13 protein-coding genes are annotated in these 15954 nt (G+C 62.4%); 5 read left to right on the forward strand and 8 right to left on the reverse strand.

Annotated features, from left to right (window positions below; all coding sequences use genetic code 11):
* Positions 1–35 precede the first annotated feature (35 nt).
* Positions 36–1583 (reverse strand): UxaA family hydrolase, encoded by a 1548-nt coding sequence (locus tag A3CW_RS0121890; protein ID WP_028205480.1) that lies wholly within the window; start codon positions 1581–1583, stop codon positions 36–38.
* 206 nt (positions 1584–1789) lie between these two features.
* On the opposite strand from A3CW_RS0121890, the gene A3CW_RS0121895 reads away from it, so the two are divergent.
* Positions 1790–2842, forward strand: a complete 1053-nt coding sequence (locus A3CW_RS0121895; RefSeq protein ID WP_028205481.1) for a LacI family DNA-binding transcriptional regulator — start codon at positions 1790–1792, stop codon at positions 2840–2842.
* A gap of 81 nt (positions 2843–2923) precedes the next feature.
* On the opposite strand, the gene A3CW_RS0121900 is transcribed toward A3CW_RS0121895, so the two are convergent.
* The 4 genes from A3CW_RS0121900 to A3CW_RS50285 form a co-directional block, all read right to left on the reverse strand.
* Entirely contained in the window at positions 2924–4111 is a 1188-nt protein-coding gene (locus tag A3CW_RS0121900; RefSeq protein WP_028205482.1) for a porin, read from the reverse strand.
* A gap of 107 nt (positions 4112–4218) precedes the next feature.
* A complete protein-coding gene (locus A3CW_RS0121905; protein WP_028205483.1) occupies positions 4219–5550 on the reverse strand; it encodes an MFS transporter in 1332 nt (443 codons plus the stop codon).
* Between the two features lie 501 nt (positions 5551–6051).
* Complete coding sequence (locus tag A3CW_RS0121910) at positions 6052–7122, reverse strand: hypothetical protein (RefSeq protein ID WP_245623712.1); 1071 nt, start codon at positions 7120–7122, stop codon at positions 6052–6054.
* A gap of 162 nt (positions 7123–7284) precedes the next feature.
* On the reverse strand, positions 7285–7902 hold the full coding sequence (locus A3CW_RS50285; protein ID WP_051481624.1) for a response regulator: 618 nt from the start codon (positions 7900–7902) through the stop codon (positions 7285–7287).
* A gap of 524 nt (positions 7903–8426) precedes the next feature.
* On the opposite strand from A3CW_RS50285, the gene A3CW_RS47140 reads away from it, so the two are divergent.
* Together A3CW_RS47140 and A3CW_RS47145 are read left to right on the forward strand one after the other, a co-directional pair.
* Positions 8427–10412 (forward strand): ArnT family glycosyltransferase, encoded by a 1986-nt coding sequence (locus A3CW_RS47140; protein WP_211254076.1) that lies wholly within the window; start codon positions 8427–8429, stop codon positions 10410–10412.
* Positions 10413–10799: 387 nt separating this feature from the next.
* Positions 10800–11723, forward strand: coding sequence for an MFS transporter (locus tag A3CW_RS47145; protein ID WP_245623713.1), 924 nt, complete (start codon positions 10800–10802; stop codon positions 11721–11723).
* A 153-nt stretch (positions 11724–11876) separates the two neighbouring features.
* Here the strand turns inward: A3CW_RS47145 and A3CW_RS0121930 are convergent, their stop codons facing one another.
* Complete coding sequence (locus A3CW_RS0121930) at positions 11877–12320, reverse strand: hypothetical protein (RefSeq protein WP_028205485.1); 444 nt, start codon at positions 12318–12320, stop codon at positions 11877–11879.
* Positions 12321–12674: 354 nt separating this feature from the next.
* Positions 12675–13616 carry a LysR family transcriptional regulator gene (locus tag A3CW_RS47150; protein ID WP_051481635.1) on the reverse strand — a complete coding sequence of 314 codons (942 nt, stop codon included), beginning with the start codon at positions 13614–13616 and terminating at the stop codon, positions 12675–12677.
* A 252-nt stretch (positions 13617–13868) separates the two neighbouring features.
* On the opposite strand from A3CW_RS47150, the gene A3CW_RS0121945 reads away from it, so the two are divergent.
* Entirely contained in the window at positions 13869–14285 is a 417-nt protein-coding gene (locus A3CW_RS0121945) for a nuclear transport factor 2 family protein (protein WP_028205488.1), read from the forward strand.
* A gap of 28 nt (positions 14286–14313) precedes the next feature.
* Here the strand turns inward: A3CW_RS0121945 and A3CW_RS53375 are convergent, their stop codons facing one another.
* The gene (locus A3CW_RS53375; RefSeq protein ID WP_154678002.1) at positions 14314–14715 is read right to left on the reverse strand and encodes a hypothetical protein; all 402 of its coding nucleotides are present in this window, start codon (positions 14713–14715) and stop codon (positions 14314–14316) included.
* Positions 14716–15199: 484 nt separating this feature from the next.
* Between A3CW_RS53375 and A3CW_RS0121955 the strand changes: the two genes are divergently transcribed.
* Positions 15200–15949, forward strand: a complete 750-nt coding sequence (locus A3CW_RS0121955; RefSeq protein WP_028205490.1) for an SDR family oxidoreductase — start codon at positions 15200–15202, stop codon at positions 15947–15949.
* The last annotated feature ends 5 nt before the right edge of the window (positions 15950–15954 follow it).

The following is a 15954-nucleotide window of genomic DNA, read 5'->3' on the forward strand; positions in this document are numbered from 1 at the left end:
TATTGATGTCGATTCAAGACGCGCATTACGCGCCTTCAGCTCACGATGCCCATGTGCCAGGGCACGAACTCGTTATCGCCGAGTCCGAGCAGCTCGCTCTTCGTGCGCTCGCCCGAAGCCGCGCGAACGATCAGATCGAAAATGTCCTGCCCCATTTCCTCGATCGTGCGTTCGCCGTCGATCACGAGACCGCAGTTGATGTCCATGTCCTCTTCGAGCCGCGTGAACATGGGCGTGTTGCTCGCGAGCTTGAGCGTCGGCGCGGGCTTCGAGCCGAACATGGAGCCGCGGCCCGTGGTGAAACAGATCAGGTTCGCGCCGCTCGCGATCTGGCCTGTCACCGCGACGGGATCGTAGCCGGGCGAATCCATGAACACGAAGCCCGCGCGATCGATCGGCTCCGCATATTCGTACACAGCTTGCAGCGGCGTCGTGCCGCCCTTCATCGCGGAACCGAGCGACTTTTCGAAGATGTTGGCGAGACCGCCCTGCTGGTTGCCCGGCCCGACCACGCCGTTGAACTGGCCATTCTGGCCGCGCGTATAGCGTTCCCACCACGCGAGCCGGTCGAGCAGCTTCTGGCCGACTTCGGGCGACACGGCGCGGCGTGTGAGCATGTATTCGACGCCATGAATCTCGGGCGTTTCGGAGAGGATCGCGGTGCCGCCGTGCCGCACGAGCAGGTCCATCGCCGCGCCCAGCGCGGGATTCGCGGTGATGCCAGAGAACCCGTCCGAGCCGCCGCATTCGAGACCGATCTTCAGATGGCTGACAGGCACCGGCGTGCGCACGATGTCGTTCGCGGCGGGCAGCATTGCCTGCACGGCCTGGATGCCGGCTTCGATCGTCGCGCGCGTGCCGCCCGTATCCTGCATCACCAGCGCGTGCACGGCCTTGCCGGTCTTCAGTCCTTGCGAGTCGAGCAGATCGCCGACCTGGTTGCGCTCGCAACCCAGCCCGACGATAAGCACGCCGCCCAGGTTAGGATGACGCGCGTAGCCCGCGATGGTGCGGCGGAGCACGTCGAAGTGCTCGCTCGGCGAGGACATGCCGCAGCCGCTGGTTTGCGCGAACGCGACCACGCCGTCGACATTGGGATAATCGCGCAGGCGCTCGGGTGTGAAGTAGTCGGCGATATGGCGAATGACCGTGGCCGAGCAGTTGACCGACGCGATGATGCCGACGAAGTTGCGCGTGGCGACGCGGCCGTCGGGCCGCACGATGCCGCTGAACGTCGCGCGCTGTTCCGGCGCGACGTAGTCGACGGCCCTCACGTCGAGACCGAAGCCCGGATCGCGGTCGAAATCGACGAGCGTGATGTTGTGCGTGTGGACGTGGTCGCCGGGCTCGATGTCGCGCGCGGCCACGCCGATCACGGTATCGTACTTGCGGATGGGCTCGCCCGACGCAATGCGCCGCGCCGCCACCTTGTGGCCCGCCGCGACCTGCGCGCGCAGGCGAATCGCCTGACCTTCGATCGGGACTTGATGCCCGATCGTCAGCGGCTCGCGCGCGATCAGGACGTTGTCGTTCGGGTTGAGCCGGATCAACGGCCCGTGATAGGACTTGTTGGACTGGAGCATTCGCCTGTCTCCGCTGACGATCCAGAGGGTGCGCAGCGGCACCTGCTCCGGTCCCATGCGAGATGGTTGCTGGCCGCGCCGGGGAACGCGCCGCCTTTCGTTCTGGAACAAAGTTACCGGTTAATGTAACCGGTAACATAGGTGTCATCGTAGTACAGATTTGGGATAATTGCCAACACCTTTTTGCAGCAGGAGCGCCCGCGCCCGTGACCAAGACCTCGACAGAATTCGCCCCGCCCGCCGCCGGCACCGCGTCACGGCGTGCCCGCAGGAACACCGGCCGGGTCACGCTCAGCGATCTGGCCAGACTGACCGGGGTCACGAAGGTCACGGTTTCACGCGCCCTCAACAATCCCGAACTCGTTTCGGTCGAAACGCTGGAACGCGTGCGCGAAGCCGTGCGGCAAACGGGCTACACGCCCGACCTGATCGCGGGCTCGCTCGCCTCGAATCGCAGCCACCTCGTCGTCGCGCTGATCCCGGCGATGGCGGGCAGCGTGTTCCAGGAAACCGTCGCCGCCCTGACCGCGGAGCTGGAAACGGCCGGCTATCAGTTGCTGCTCGGCCAGAGCGGCTACGACGAATCGCGCGAAGAGGCGCTGCTCGACGCCATCATCGGCCGCCGTCCGGCAGGCATCGTGCTCACCGGCGTGATCCACTCGGAGGCATCGCGGCAGAAACTGCGCGCGGCCGGCATTCCCGTGGTCGAAACGTGGGACATCACGCGCTCGCCGCTCGACATGCTGATCGGCTTCTCGCACACGCGCGTGGGCGAAGCGGCGGCGCGCTACCTGCGCGAGCGCGGCGCGCGGCATCCGGCCATCGTCACGCCGGGCGATCGCCGGGCGAAGCTGCGTGCCGACGCCTTCATCGAAGCCTTCGGCAGCGAGCGCGAGATTCCCGTGGCTGCCGTGCCCTCGCCCGCGCATCTCGGCGACGGCCGGCGCGCGCTCGCGCAGCTGCTCGACGAACATCCGCAGATCGACGCGATCTTCTGCGGCGCCGACATCATGGCGCTCGGCGTGCTCATGGAAGCCCATGCGCGCAGGCTCGACGTGCCGGGGCGCCTCAAGGTGATTGGCTACGGCGACCAGAATTTCGCGGCCGACACGGACCCGGCGCTCACGACCATTCGCATCGACGGCACGAAGATCGGCAAGCTGGCAGCGTCCATGCTGATCGAGAAAATCGAGACCGGCACGAGCAAGCGCGCGAAAGTCGACGTCGGTTTCACGCTGATCGAGCGCGGCTCGGCCTGAGATTCATCGCGTCGCGATGACCACGCAAAAAGGCCTCGCAAACCTCGCGAGGCCTTTTGCTTTTAGCGCGTGAGAGCGCGCTCAGAACTTCGTGCGGATGCCCGTGAACACGTCGACCTGACGATTCGTGGACGACGCGCCGCCCGCATACGCGATCGCCGCGATCCGGCTGTAAGACGAACCCACGCGCGTCGATGCGTCGCCGGCCGCGAGCTGATACGTGCCCGAGAGATAGACATCCGTACGCTTCGAGAGCGCGTAGTCCACGCCCAGCGTGAACTGATGCCACTTCGGCTTGAGCGTCGCGCCGCCCGTGCCCGGCAGGCCGTTCGCGCGGCCGTCCGTGAACGTGTACACGCCGATCAGCGTCGTGGCCGGCGTGAGCAGGTAGCGCAGGTTCGCGTCGTAGTTGTTGAACTTGCGCGTGGAACCGTCGTTGTAGTTGAGTTCCGTGTGGCTGAACGCGAAGCCCGCAATCGCACTGCCGATCTTGTAGTTTGCGCCGGCCACCGCGATCTGCTGACGGGCCACGCCGCCGTCGAGGTTGTAGAAGAACCCGCCGCTGTAGTCGTCGCCACTCGTGCTCGATGCGCCGCCGATCGCGCCGCTCGTGTTGGCTGTCGTGTTCGGATGATCGAGCAGCACGTAGCCGCCGCCGATCGAGAGCGGCCCGTTTACGTAGTTCGCGGCGATGCCCCATGCGCGGTTGTTGCCGAAACCTTGCCCGGCCGAGCCGCTCGCCTGGTTGCTGAACGCGTACATGCCGTCGACGGTGAAGCCCGCGATGGTTTCGCTGCGGAACTTCACCGCGTTGTTGATGCGGAAGGTCTGGTTCAGGTTGTCGTTGTCGCCCACGTGCGTGGACGGCGACCACGTGCCCGGACCCGCGTATTGCGCGACCAGATCCGCCAGCGGTTCATACTGGCGGCCGAGCGTGAACGTGCCGATGCCGCTCTTCGCAATGCCCACGAACGCGCTGCGGCCGAACAGACGCCCGCCTTGCGCCGCCGTGCCGTCGCTGGGCTTGAAACCGCCTTCGAGCGTGAACACCGCGCTCAGGCCGCCGCCGAGATCCTCGTTGCCTTTCAGGCCCCAACGGCTGCCGCTCAAGCGGCCGCTCGTCAGCTGGAACGCCGAGCCGCCCTTGATGTTGTTGACGTAGCCGATACCGGCGTCGACGAGACCATACAACGTGACGGAGCTCTGGGCCTGCGCCACGACGGGTGCGACGGACAAAAGCCCGGCCGCTGCGAAAAGTGCTTTTTTCATACAGGTGACCTGTCTGGTTTTAATATTTACAGGAGTACTACGGATTCCGGCTTGAGGGGATCAGCGGGAATGCTTCCATCGACACAACGAAGGTCGATTCGGTGGAATTACGGGGCGTTGCTGTACTCGCGCGCCTGCGGCTGCGTCGAAGCACCGTCGAGACGAATCGGCTCGACCTTGCCCAGCAGGAACAGATAGTTGACGATCGCCACGCCGATCAGCGCCGACGACACTACGAGCGCGGGCACGAACGAACCCGTCGCGCCGACGATCGCGCCCGTAACGATCGGGCCAACCACGCCGCCGATGTTCGATACCGTGTTCTGCACGCCCGCCACCATCGACACGGCGTTGCGCGGCGCGACGTCGGCCGGCAGCGCCCAGACCTGCGAAGCCGCCACGGTCGTGCCCGACTTCGCGATGCACAGGAGCAGCACCGCAACGGCGGCCGAATCGGCGAACGCGGCGAAGCCAATGCTCGATGCCATCAGCAAGCCGATCACGAGAAAGAGCTTGCGCGTGGCGGTGAGCGAAAGCTTGCCCGAGGCGAACACGCGATCCGACGCCCAGCCCGCGAAAATCTCGACCACAATCGAGACGAGCAGCGGCAACGACGCCATCCAGCCCATTTCCATCATCGTCATGCCACGCGCCTTCACGAGATACGTGGGCAGCCAGGTGATGAAGAAGTACGAGTTGTAGTTGATCATGAAGAAGCCGATACACATCGCCCAGATGTTGCGATGCGCGAGCAGCTTGCGCAGCGGTGGCCTCGCCTCCCTGTCGCTGCGCTCGGCCAGTGAATCGCTCTCGATGTGCGCGAGTTCCTCGGGATTGACCCGCTTGTGATCGCGCGGCGAATCACTGAACGTGAACTGCCACACAACGTACCAGATCAGACCGAGCAAACCGGTGAGCGCGAACGTGATCTTCCAGTCGAACGCCGTGAGCATCGCGGCGATGAGCGGCAGCGCGATCGCGCCACCGAGCTTCGAACCGCTGTCGAAAATACCCGCGACCGTCGCGCGCTCGCTGCGCGGAAACCACTTCGACGCAATGCCTGCGTTGCTCGGATACGCGCCCGCCTCGCCTACGCCAAGCGCCACGCGCAACGCGACGAGCGACTTGAAACCGTTCGCGACGCCCGTGGCCGCCGTCGCCAGCGACCACCAAAGCACGGCGAAACCCAGTACTTTCTTCTGGCCCAAACGATCGGCGAGTAAACCCGCGGGCAATTGCAGCAGCGCGTACGACCAGAAGAACGCCGACATGACGACACCCATTTCGACCGCGCTCAGATGGAATTGCGACTGGATGCGCGGCGCCGCCGCCGACAACACCGTGCGGTCGATGTAGTTGATCGCGATCGCCGCCCACATGAGGCCGGCAACCCACCAGCGAATCCTGGAGCGGCTTCGCACGTTGGTGGCCAGATTCATCTCGTGTCTCCTGTTCTATTAATAATGGTCGCTTCCGGCCGCGCCGGGCTGGAGCGCGGTTTTGCTCACAGCAATGTTACCGTTTACTGTAACCGGTAACATTTGGCGCAATCGTAGTACGCCCGGCAGAGAAATACCAGCGTCTTTTCCTTGGGGTAAGTGCGGATACCCACCTTTCAATTCGCAAGCATTGCCTGCGTTGGCGGGCTTGAAACAGGGCAGGACTGGCAACCTGCATTTCCAGTCCAGGCAGATAAAAGGCTTCTGGTCCCACGACGCCCGATCCAGCAAACGTGAATTGCACAACTTGCTGTGCCCGGAACAGGCTGATTGATATCTACAGACCTCGCGCGCCATGACCCCAGAACTCGACGTCGATTTGTCCGTGTAAATGGTAGGAGTCTTAACTAATGTGGCCCTGCCATCAGCGCGCATCGAATCTGTGGATGCTTTCAGATCCAGGCGCGCCGTTGACCTCGTGACAAGTATTCGAGTTCTAGCCTAGCCGCCGCCCCTGACACGTTCCCAACCGTGCCTCACAGCCGTCTTGAAGCGCTCCCATCCGCTTTCCGGATATCGCGACTCCCAGTTCGCGCGCGCACTCGCTTCCACGCCCTGCCAGTCGGCCCCGCGAAACCGCTCGTCGCGTCCGAGCGTGGCGCCGTGTGAGTAGGCACGTCGATACTCGTCGTATGACGCACCCGTATTCGCATAATGTGCGTCGTAGTCCTTTCTAAATTCATTGTCGTACGGCTGTTGGTCGTCGTGCTGGCTGCCGAGTCCCGGGTCGCCCATGAAGCCCGTCCCCGATGGACGCTGGGCGTTTGATGCAGCGGCGTTGCCGTCGTGCGCTTGCGCGGTGTGCGCCTTGACGCCGGCATCAGGATTCGTGCGCGCGAACCCGGCTTCCGACGCACCCGCTGCGTGCGGCTGCTTTTCCACGCCAGCGGTCGCACCGCGCCCTGCAGGGGTGCCCGTGGAAGGCGTCGGCCGCGCCGCCGATGCGGCCCGCGTGTCGCCTTGCCATCCGTGTGTGGCTTCGTGCGGCCTGGCGCGTTCGCCGGTCATGGCGCTGCCCGGATGCGCCGCAGGTTCCTGACCTTGCACCTTCGCAGAACCAGTACGCCACGCGTTGGCGCGCTCCTCGATGTCGGCAGCGCCCATGCGGAGCATCGTGTCAATCGCCTGATCGACTTGCGATTCAGAAACATCGGCGCTGATTACCGTGCCACCGCGACGGATGAATTCCCTGTAATCCTCCGCATCCGCTGGATACGCTCCTTTCGTGAAGATGCGCGCGAACAACTGCTCCAGTCGATCGAAGACTTTCTTGTGGTGGTGCGTATCGATAGCGCCCTGTAAATAGACACGTGGCCCCTTTTCGCGGGGAGCATCAACCGATATCGAGTAGATGGCAATATCCGCTTGCGCTATCGCAGCCTCGCCCAGTGCGCGCTGCGCCGAACACGCATTCGTGTAGCTGTCGTACACGCCTAACACGGTTGGCCTCATGACTTTCCCCTCCGCAATTGGCGGGCGGCGTCCTCGCCGCCGTATCGGCGCGAGGCGCAATTCGCATGCCCATATCCGTCGCAATGGCCGCAGCGGCGATAAAGACCTGGCAATGAATCGAGCGCTTAAATCGCTGTCGTATCCCCCGAACTGCGCGAAGGCCGGTACGTCCGCTATAGGCGCGTAACATAGTACGCTGATTGCCACGGCCCAAGCGCAAGATCAGCATGGGGCGGAAGGATCCGGGTCCACCGTGATCTGCTCAAAGCGCCTCAGCGTCGCAACGCTACAGACCATGATCTCGTACAAGTCGATTGCCAGCGCGGTCTCGACACCGCGCCGTTCAAGCCCGGATATCCGGCGCTCCTGGTCAGCCACCAGTTCGACGGCGTGCACAACGCGCTGATGCTGCCGATTCGCTATTGCCGACGTCGCGCCCACCCGGCACACGGCGTTATGCGCCAGTGGAAGCGCGCTTGCACTTCCCCACTTCTTGCGCCGTGGAAGGCTCGCAAGGGTGTCGAGAAGCACACCTGGGTCAAACGGTTTATGGAGAAAACCTTCGACAGCAATACCTGCACCTGTGTCGTCTCCGGACATGAGGATGACTGAGACATCGCAAAACCGTGGGATAGCTCGCAACATGGAAATTGCGTCTGGCCCTTCGAGAATGGGCATGTGCACGTCTGAGACAATCACCTCCGGCGTGGCAGCAAGGGCCGCCGAAACCGCTTCCAGGCCATTCCCGGCGGTCGAGACTTCGTGCCCGGCGTCGTCCAGCAACGTCTGAAGCGCATCACGAAAGGCTGTATCGTCGTCAGCCAGCAGCACGCGGCTCATCGCTATTTCCCATACAGTTGGCTATTTCGGCGCATCGGCCGTTCCCACTGACAAAATGCCAGCAACTGATTTCGGAAACCACGGAGCGGTCGTGCCCCGAATCGCCTCATTGCGCCGGTAATGCGTCGCCTGACTGGCTAAACGGTGCCAGGAATCTCGCGAGGTTGGCTGCACGGCGTCACTGCCAAATTTATTATTAGGAATGCAAATAAACAAGATATACAGAACCGCTTGCTCCGTTATCCTGTTGCATAGCCCGCTTCCCCGTAAATGCCTGCTCTCCCCGCGCCACTTCCCGCCGCTCACGCCAGGAAACGCACCTTTCAAGTACGCTACATCCATCTGTAATGTTTGGTAATAATCCGCGCATACAATCGTGTCCGTGACAGCTGTCCCGTCGACGGCCATAACGAAAGGTGCTGACCAGATAGTCGCGCGCCGGGAGCAGAGGTTACATGCAGGAGAGCAAGGATGAAGCCGGCGTCGCGGAAGTTGGCATCGAACAGGTTTCCGTCTCCGATGGCGTGGCGCAGTTCGACGTGCCGCACCTTTGGGATCTGACCACGGGCAGCCAGCCGGCGGCGCCCGTCATTCCGTTGCCCCCGGAATTACCGGGTACCCGCAAAGGCTTGCGGGCATTGGCGACTTCACGATTATTCCTCGGGTTGCTTGCGCTCGCGCTCGTTTGCGCGTGGCTCTTGCCCGGCACGCTTGGCCACGATCCGTGGAAGCAGGACGAAACCTACACCTTCGGCATCATTGAACACATGCTCGACACGGGCGATCTGGTCGTCCCGACCAACGCCGGTCAGCCCTTCATGGAAAAGCCGCCCATCTACGATTGGGTGGCAGCCTCACTCGCCTGGATGTTCGGCCGGTTTCTCCCGCTGCACGACGCGGCCCGTCTCGCGAGCGTCGTATTCGCAGCGCTCACGCTTGCCTGCACGGCACGTCTCGCCCGGCGCGCTACCGGCGCCGTCCGCTGGACCGACCTGCGCGTGCCCGGAATGCTCGCGCTCTTCGCCAGCACGCTGGTGGTCGTCAAGCATATCCACGACATGATGACGGACGTCGCGCTGATGGCCGGCGCTGCGCTGGCATTCTGCGCGCTTTACGATCTTGTCTGCGCTCACTTGCTGATGGGCGGCGGATTGCATCGTTATCCTGATGGAGACTGCAACGCTGCACCCGAATGGCCAGATTCCACAGCTTCACAGCAAGCGACCAGTGATTGCCAGGACACCCGCATGCAAGGCCCCGCTGCCCGGCATGCCGCGGCACTGTTCGGCGTTGGCGTCGGCATCGCCTTTCTGGCAAAGGGCCTGTTCGTGCCGCTGGTGTTCGGTGCGACCACCTGCGCCGCGATGCTGCTTTACCCTGCGTGCCGTAGCGCCCGTTTTGCGCGCTCACTGGCACGCTCGGCGCTGTACTTCGCTCCGTTCGCGCTGATCTGGCCGCTTTGCCTTTATCTGCGCTCCGAAACGCTGTTCAGGATCTGGCTGTGGGACAACAACATCGGCCGCTTCTTCGGCTTTTCGGTAGCGGAACTTGGCTCGGAAAACGTCGGGCACCTGTTTGTGCTGCGCACGGCGTTGACAGTCGGCTTTCCGGTCGTCCCGCTCGCCCTCGTGGCGCTTGCGGGCGGCGCATGGCGACGTCTACGCGAGCCGGAAGTTGCGCTGCCTGTGCTGTTTTCCGGGATCGGCTTCGCGGTACTGCAGGCATCGGCGACAGTGCGAGAACTCTACATCTTGCCGTTCATCGCCCCGCTCTCCCTGCTGGCCATGCAGGGAGTCCGCTATCTGCCGCAGCGGGTGCACCTCGCGTGGGACATGACGAGCCGTATCGTGTTCGGCTCGTTCGTGGTGCTTGCATGGGCGGTATGGTGGACGATGACGGCCTCCCCCGACACCCATGGTGTCCTGCATTTGCTTGGCCGTTGGCTACCGCTCGAATGGGTGATGCCAATTCAGCCGAAGCTGATCATCGCGGCGCTCGCCCTCACGCTCGGGTGGGTATTGCTGCTGCCCCTGCTCAGGTCAGCGGGCAATTGGCGCGGCGCATTCAGCTGGTGCCTGGGCGCCATCGTCGCATGGGGGCTCGTCGGCACGCTGCTGCTCCCCTGGCTCGACGTCGCGAAGAGCTATCGCGCACCGTTCGAGGATCTGCGTGCCAAACTGAACAGCACCTGGAAAGCCGGCGACTGCATGGCGAGCAGCGGGCTGGGCGAATCCGAGGCGCCCATGCTCTACTACTTCGCGGGTGTCATGCACGTGCCCACCACGGACACTCAGGCCACCTCCTGCACCTGGCTTATCGAACAGGGTCGACCTACGCAGGCACAGGTGCCCGCCGGAGGCTGGCGACTGTACTGGGAAGGCAGCCGTCCGGGCGACAACGACGAGGTGCTGCGCGTCTACGTGCGCATGGCGACAACGACGGCTCCGGATCGACTTCAGCCGACCGCATTTCGCGGAAGCGATCGCTCCAGTCGCCGAAGCCTCGATTGACTTGATACGCGCTCTAATCAAAGGTTGAATTGCCCGGCGAGCGCGTCGACTACGACACGGACCCGCGCCGTGCGCGCGAGGTCCGCGTGCAATACCATCCACGCCTATACGGCGAGTGCCTTCGCCGGGTCGGCCAGATCCGTACAAGCTCCGCATATCGCTGCGCCATATATGTGGGCAACTCACCCAGTGGGAGACCGGCCCGCACGAACGCCCCGAGCATCAGGCTGGAATCCAGCTCCGCGACGACACGTCCCTGCGCTCTCGACTCACCGACGAGCGTTTCCTGCTGACGCTTCGTGACGCCGGGCAGGTAGACCGCAAGGTCGTGTCCTGCAAATTCGCCGCCAGGCTTAGGCTCGCCCCGCCGCGCGACATAGCTGCGCGATGCGTGCCGCCGGCGCCGCAGCGGGCCTCGTTATCGGTCGAGCGTGCATCGCCGACACGTGCAGCAAGCAGGCGTCCGCCAAGGTCTACGCCGTCGTCTATCCGCTGGTATCGTTGTCGCCGGCGCTGGCTCCGGCGGTCAGCGGCTATCTGGCATCGGCGTTCGGCTGGTACGCCGACTTTCTCTTCGTCGCGGGATTCGCACTCATAGCGCTGCTGACGGCGATCATGCTGCTGCCGGAGACGCTCCCGCCGCACGACAGGAAGCACCGTGCGCCACTCGCGGGCTTTGCGCAGGTGCTCCGCGACGGTACCTTTCGACGCTATACCGTCATCGTCTGCGCAATCTATTGCGCCTGGTTCGTCTACCTGACGCAGTCGCCTTTCGTATTCGCAGGCCTCGGTTTGCGCGAGGCGCAGAGCGGCTGGCTGTATCTGCCCCTGACCGCAAGCATCATCGCGGCAAATTTGCTGGCCCGGCGATGGCTTGATCGCTGGACATATGACCGGATCGTCACCGCCGGCGTCGCGTGTTTCGTACTGGGCGGACTGGCGTTCGCCACCGTCGCGACGCGCGGCGTCACTAGCGTCGCGGCAGTGATCCTCCCGATGTGCCTGGTCAGCCTCGCAAATGGCTCGTCGCTTTCACTTGCCGTATCGGGTGCCGTCACGGGCACGCACGGACATGCTGCGACCGCTTCTGGGCTAGTCAGGTTCTTTCAGGTCAGCAGTTCCGCATTGGTGGCCTCATTGATCAGTGCAGCATGCGGCCCGGGGTTAGCCGTGCTGGCATCTTCGATTTTGCTTTTCGCGCTGCTCGCGGTGGCGGCGTGCATCTCGCCGCGGCTGGGGGCGAGTGTATCGAGTGAGATTCGGGCGAGTAGAGTCGCATGCCTCCCTGAGCGCGGTAGGCGGACATACTGACTGCACGCTTGCTCTCAATATCGATGTCGTTGCGGATCGTCGCGCCAACCGTCATCGGCCTGAACACAGACACTCGCCGCAAAGCCCCTGCATGATCAACCGTGCCGGCGTGACAGCGCGTCACTTTGGTGGCTTCGACAGCCTCCTGAAAGCTCACGTCGGCCAGGTCCTGCCTGGACGATAACCATCGGCAACTTCCTTCACGTTCAGGCCGAGCGCCTGGGCGACCTCCTTCTTCGTGGCGAACCGGGCGGTAACGTGAAATTTCGTGGTGCTCTGGCGCATTCGCCCGATACCATAGGCACCCTTCTCGTTTTCCTTGATGATGATGTCCGCGGGATGAGCCGCCTCCCCACGGAAGTCTGCCGACTCAAAATCGATATGCTGACGATTTTTGATGTTGGTTTCGGCAGTTCCGTCGAGATCGTAGGCCACTAACCAGGCATTACCAGAAATTGCCTGCCCTGGCCGATAGGATTGTTCAAGGTCAAACACCCACAGCGCTGACCCGTTATGCGACATGAGCTTTTCCTCCACCGCGGTGGATGCGTGCTGCTTGGGAATCCAGCGAAACAAGCTCCACATTTTTGCCGCCATGAAAGTCTCCACGAGTTGTCGGACTCAAAGCCTCTGTCGCGACCGGGTATCAGGTGCTTATTACAACAGTTCGCTAGCCGGTTTATTCCGTGCCTCATGCGGCGGCTCATAGCCGGATGGCATTCGGCGGGTATCCCGCGCTCAGTTCGGTCGACTGCACAGTCGGGTCGTAGAACAGCCTGTCTCGCGCGAGCGTGCGTTCGCCCGCAGCGAACCTCGCACGAATTGCTGTGGTTTACGTTTACGCTCAGATGAGAGTTAGCGAAATGGCGTGATCTCAGTCGAACGGTCGGCGGCGCGAAGCGCTCGCGGGCGAAGCACCATCGAGCACCGCTCCGCTGAAGCGAGACGTATTCAAGTGTGCGGCCTAACCCTTTGTCGCTTCCGGTCATCCGTTTCAGTGACCAGGTGCTTGCCAAAATTGGCGCGCACAAAATCCACGAAAACGCGCACCTTTGGCGTCATTTTCCGATTGCTGGGCCACACCACGTGAATAGTGTTGGAGTCCGCCACATAGGTGTCCAGCACGGTTTTCAGGCGTCCACCAGCGACGGCATTCTTGACAGAGAAGTCAGGCACGCATGCGATCCCGCGCCCCGCCAGAGCTAAATAAAGCATGACGTCCAGGCTGTTGCACACCATCGTCAAAGGCAGCGACGAGCCTGCTGCCGTGAATGTTGAATGCCGCAGCGGCCATTGATACAGTTTTCCAGTAGGTGTCCAGCGATAGTGCAGACATGCGTGATTCAAAAGGTCATCCGGCTTCGTGGGAGTCCCCATTCGTTCCAGATACGCTGGTGCGGCCACCAGACAGGCGCGCCAGGGACCCAGCGGGCGAGACACCAGGCGCGAATCTCGAAGCGTGCTCCCACGAATGACTACGTCGAACCCTTCATCGATTACATCGACCAGTCGATCAGTGAAATCAAGATCGAGTTCAATCTCGGGATGGCGCTCCATGAACGCTGAAAGCACGGGCAGTGGCAGCCCCGCCGAAAGTGCCAGTCCCACCCTTAGCCTCCCTCGCGGGTGTTGTGCCATTGCGCTGAGCTCATCTTCCGCAGCCTGAACCTCCCCGAAGATTCGTCTGCACCTTTCCAGGAATACCTCGCCTTCGGTCGTAAGGCGGAGGCTCCTCGTGCTGCGTTGAAACAGCCGCACGCCAACGCGCTCTTCAAGTCGGGAAATGCTTTTGCTGATGGCTGATGGTGAGACCCCGAGACTTCGCCCCGCTGCGGCAAAGCTCCGGGTCTGCGCGGTCTGGACAAAGACCTCTAGCCCTCCCAGGGCACTCAAACTCTCCACGATGGACTCCCAGATGTTGCACTAGTGACATTTTTGTCATGGTTGATGTGAACGCTACCCCCGTTAGTGACGCTGAGTCAATCGCATTACTATGGATTCAAGAGGCGGTTTGCCCCCCGTAGGAGGTATCGGCCGCGCTTTTTCAAATGCTGGCGCATCTGTGTGGAGTAAGCGAACGCCACAGGCACCAGAGTTTCGGCAACCGAACGCGCTTCGCGCCGGTTCTATCAGGAGAGAATCTTTATGGCCACCACTGAACATCTCGACGCTTACCTCAAAGCCATGGGCAGACGCGACGTCGAAGGGACCAAGGTCCATCTGGCAGATAGCGTCGTCCTGCGCAGCCCAATCGCTCCCGCTCCCTTCGAAGGGAGGGAAAGTGTGGTGAAAGTGCTCACCCAGCTTCTTGGCGTTGTGGACGCCTTCGAGCCGAAGCTTCTCCTGCGCGACGGGGCTGACTTTGTTGCCGTTTTCACGATCAGACTCGGTGACAAAGTGATCGACGGCATGGATCACATGCATCTAAACGATGCGGGCCTCGTCGATAGCATGACCGTGGCATGGCGCCCGCTTCCAGCAGTGGTTGCAGTCCAGCAGAAGCTTGCGCCGAAATTGGGCGGTAAGGCGATGATGCTGGTTCCCGTGGATCAATCTCCTTGAATCATTGGCGATTGAGGTCAGCGGAGTGCTAGTTTCCTGTTGCCCTGCCAGGGTGATACCACGACTCCTCGTCGATGTTCGCTAGCTCCTTTTTCGCCACCCCTAAGTGACCGAAGCGCCCATCGGTGCAGTTGAGGCGGGGCGAACAGCGCGGCTGGCGTTGTCGCCAAAAAGCGTACGACGATTGCAACGACGGATTGAAGGCCTTGCTGAAGAAAAAGTTCGGCGTATCAAGAGAAGCGGCCGTCGACTTCCGGCTGAACCATAATTTGCACGCGTTGAACAGCATGGCCGCCTCCCTGTTTTGCACATCGCCTGGGTGGTCAGCTTCTAGCGCAAACATCCGCAGCCGTTCATTCGCCGCTCGGCGGTCGAAGCTCCGACCCAGCCATGTAGGCCATTCGTCGAGCTCAACGTGTAGTTCGGTCACTTCTATCCAGCGATCGATTGTCTTCGGGAATGAGCCTTATGAAGGATCTGGGGAATATCATTCCCGCAGGCAGCCATTACTCTATTTCTGTCATTCATCAGCGGACGGAAGTTTCCAGCTTGCGCTTGGGTCGACGCCAGCTGACGATCTCCGATCCTGCAGGGTAGCGCGCTAATGGCCCGTTTGACTTTTACCTTGAGTCAATCCGATGCGATCAGGAATCCAAATGATTTCCTTCATTTTTACGGGTCGTAGCGTGAAACGCTGAAGCATTTATGGAATTCCAGAAAAAGACTCGACTAGCTTCAACACAATACGGTGCCAGATAGACAGGGACAGTAACCATCGTCCTGATCGCGGCAAATCCGGAATAGATTGTCCAATCTGACTGTTCTCCGTTAGAGACCCGCTATGTACGAGGTCTCATGGCAAGGATGCACACGTGCATAGAGTCACGGAAGCGATATTTTTTAGGAGCGCGAATATGAATGCCGGTTTGACCAACATGACCGCCCTCGTCACCGGCGGTTCGCGCGGCATTGGCGCCGCGATCGCCAGGCGGCTCGCCGCCGACGGTGCCAGGGTGGCGATTACCTATATTAGCGGAGCGGACGCCGCCGCCCGGGTGGTGAAGGAGATCGAAAGCGCCGGAGGCGAGGCGATCGCGATCCAGGCGGACGCCGCCGACGCGAAGGCCGTCACGGCCGCGGTCGAACAAACCGTCTCCACCTTCGGCCGGCTCGACATCCTGGTGAACAACACCGGCACACTCATCCCCAAGCCGTTCGAGGAGACCACGCTGGAGGAGATGGACCGCGTGATCGGCATCAATCTGCGCGGCGTGTTCGTCGCCACCCAGGCCGCGCTCAAGCACCTGAAGGCAGGCGGCCGCATCATCACGATCGGCTCCTGCGTCGGCGAGCGGAACATGAACATGATCCCAGCCCTCGCGACCTACGCCGCGACCAAGGGCGCTGTGAAGATGTTCACCCAGAGCCTGTCTCGCGAGGTCGCCCTCCGCGGCATCACGGTCAACAACATCCAGCCGGGGCCGATCGACACCGATCGCAACCCCGCGGCCGGCGACTGGGCCGCGCCGCAGATCGCGAACACCGCGCTGAAGCGGTTCGGCCACGTCGACGACGTCGCCGCGTTGGCGGCGTTCGTCGCCGGCCCCGAGGCCGACTACATCACCGGCGCAAGCCTCACCGTCGACGGCGGCACCAACGCCTGAGGGGC

The sequence above is a fragment of the Paraburkholderia nodosa DSM 21604 genome, assembly GCF_000519185.1.
GTDB classification, from domain to species: domain Bacteria; phylum Pseudomonadota; class Gammaproteobacteria; order Burkholderiales; family Burkholderiaceae; genus Paraburkholderia; species Paraburkholderia nodosa.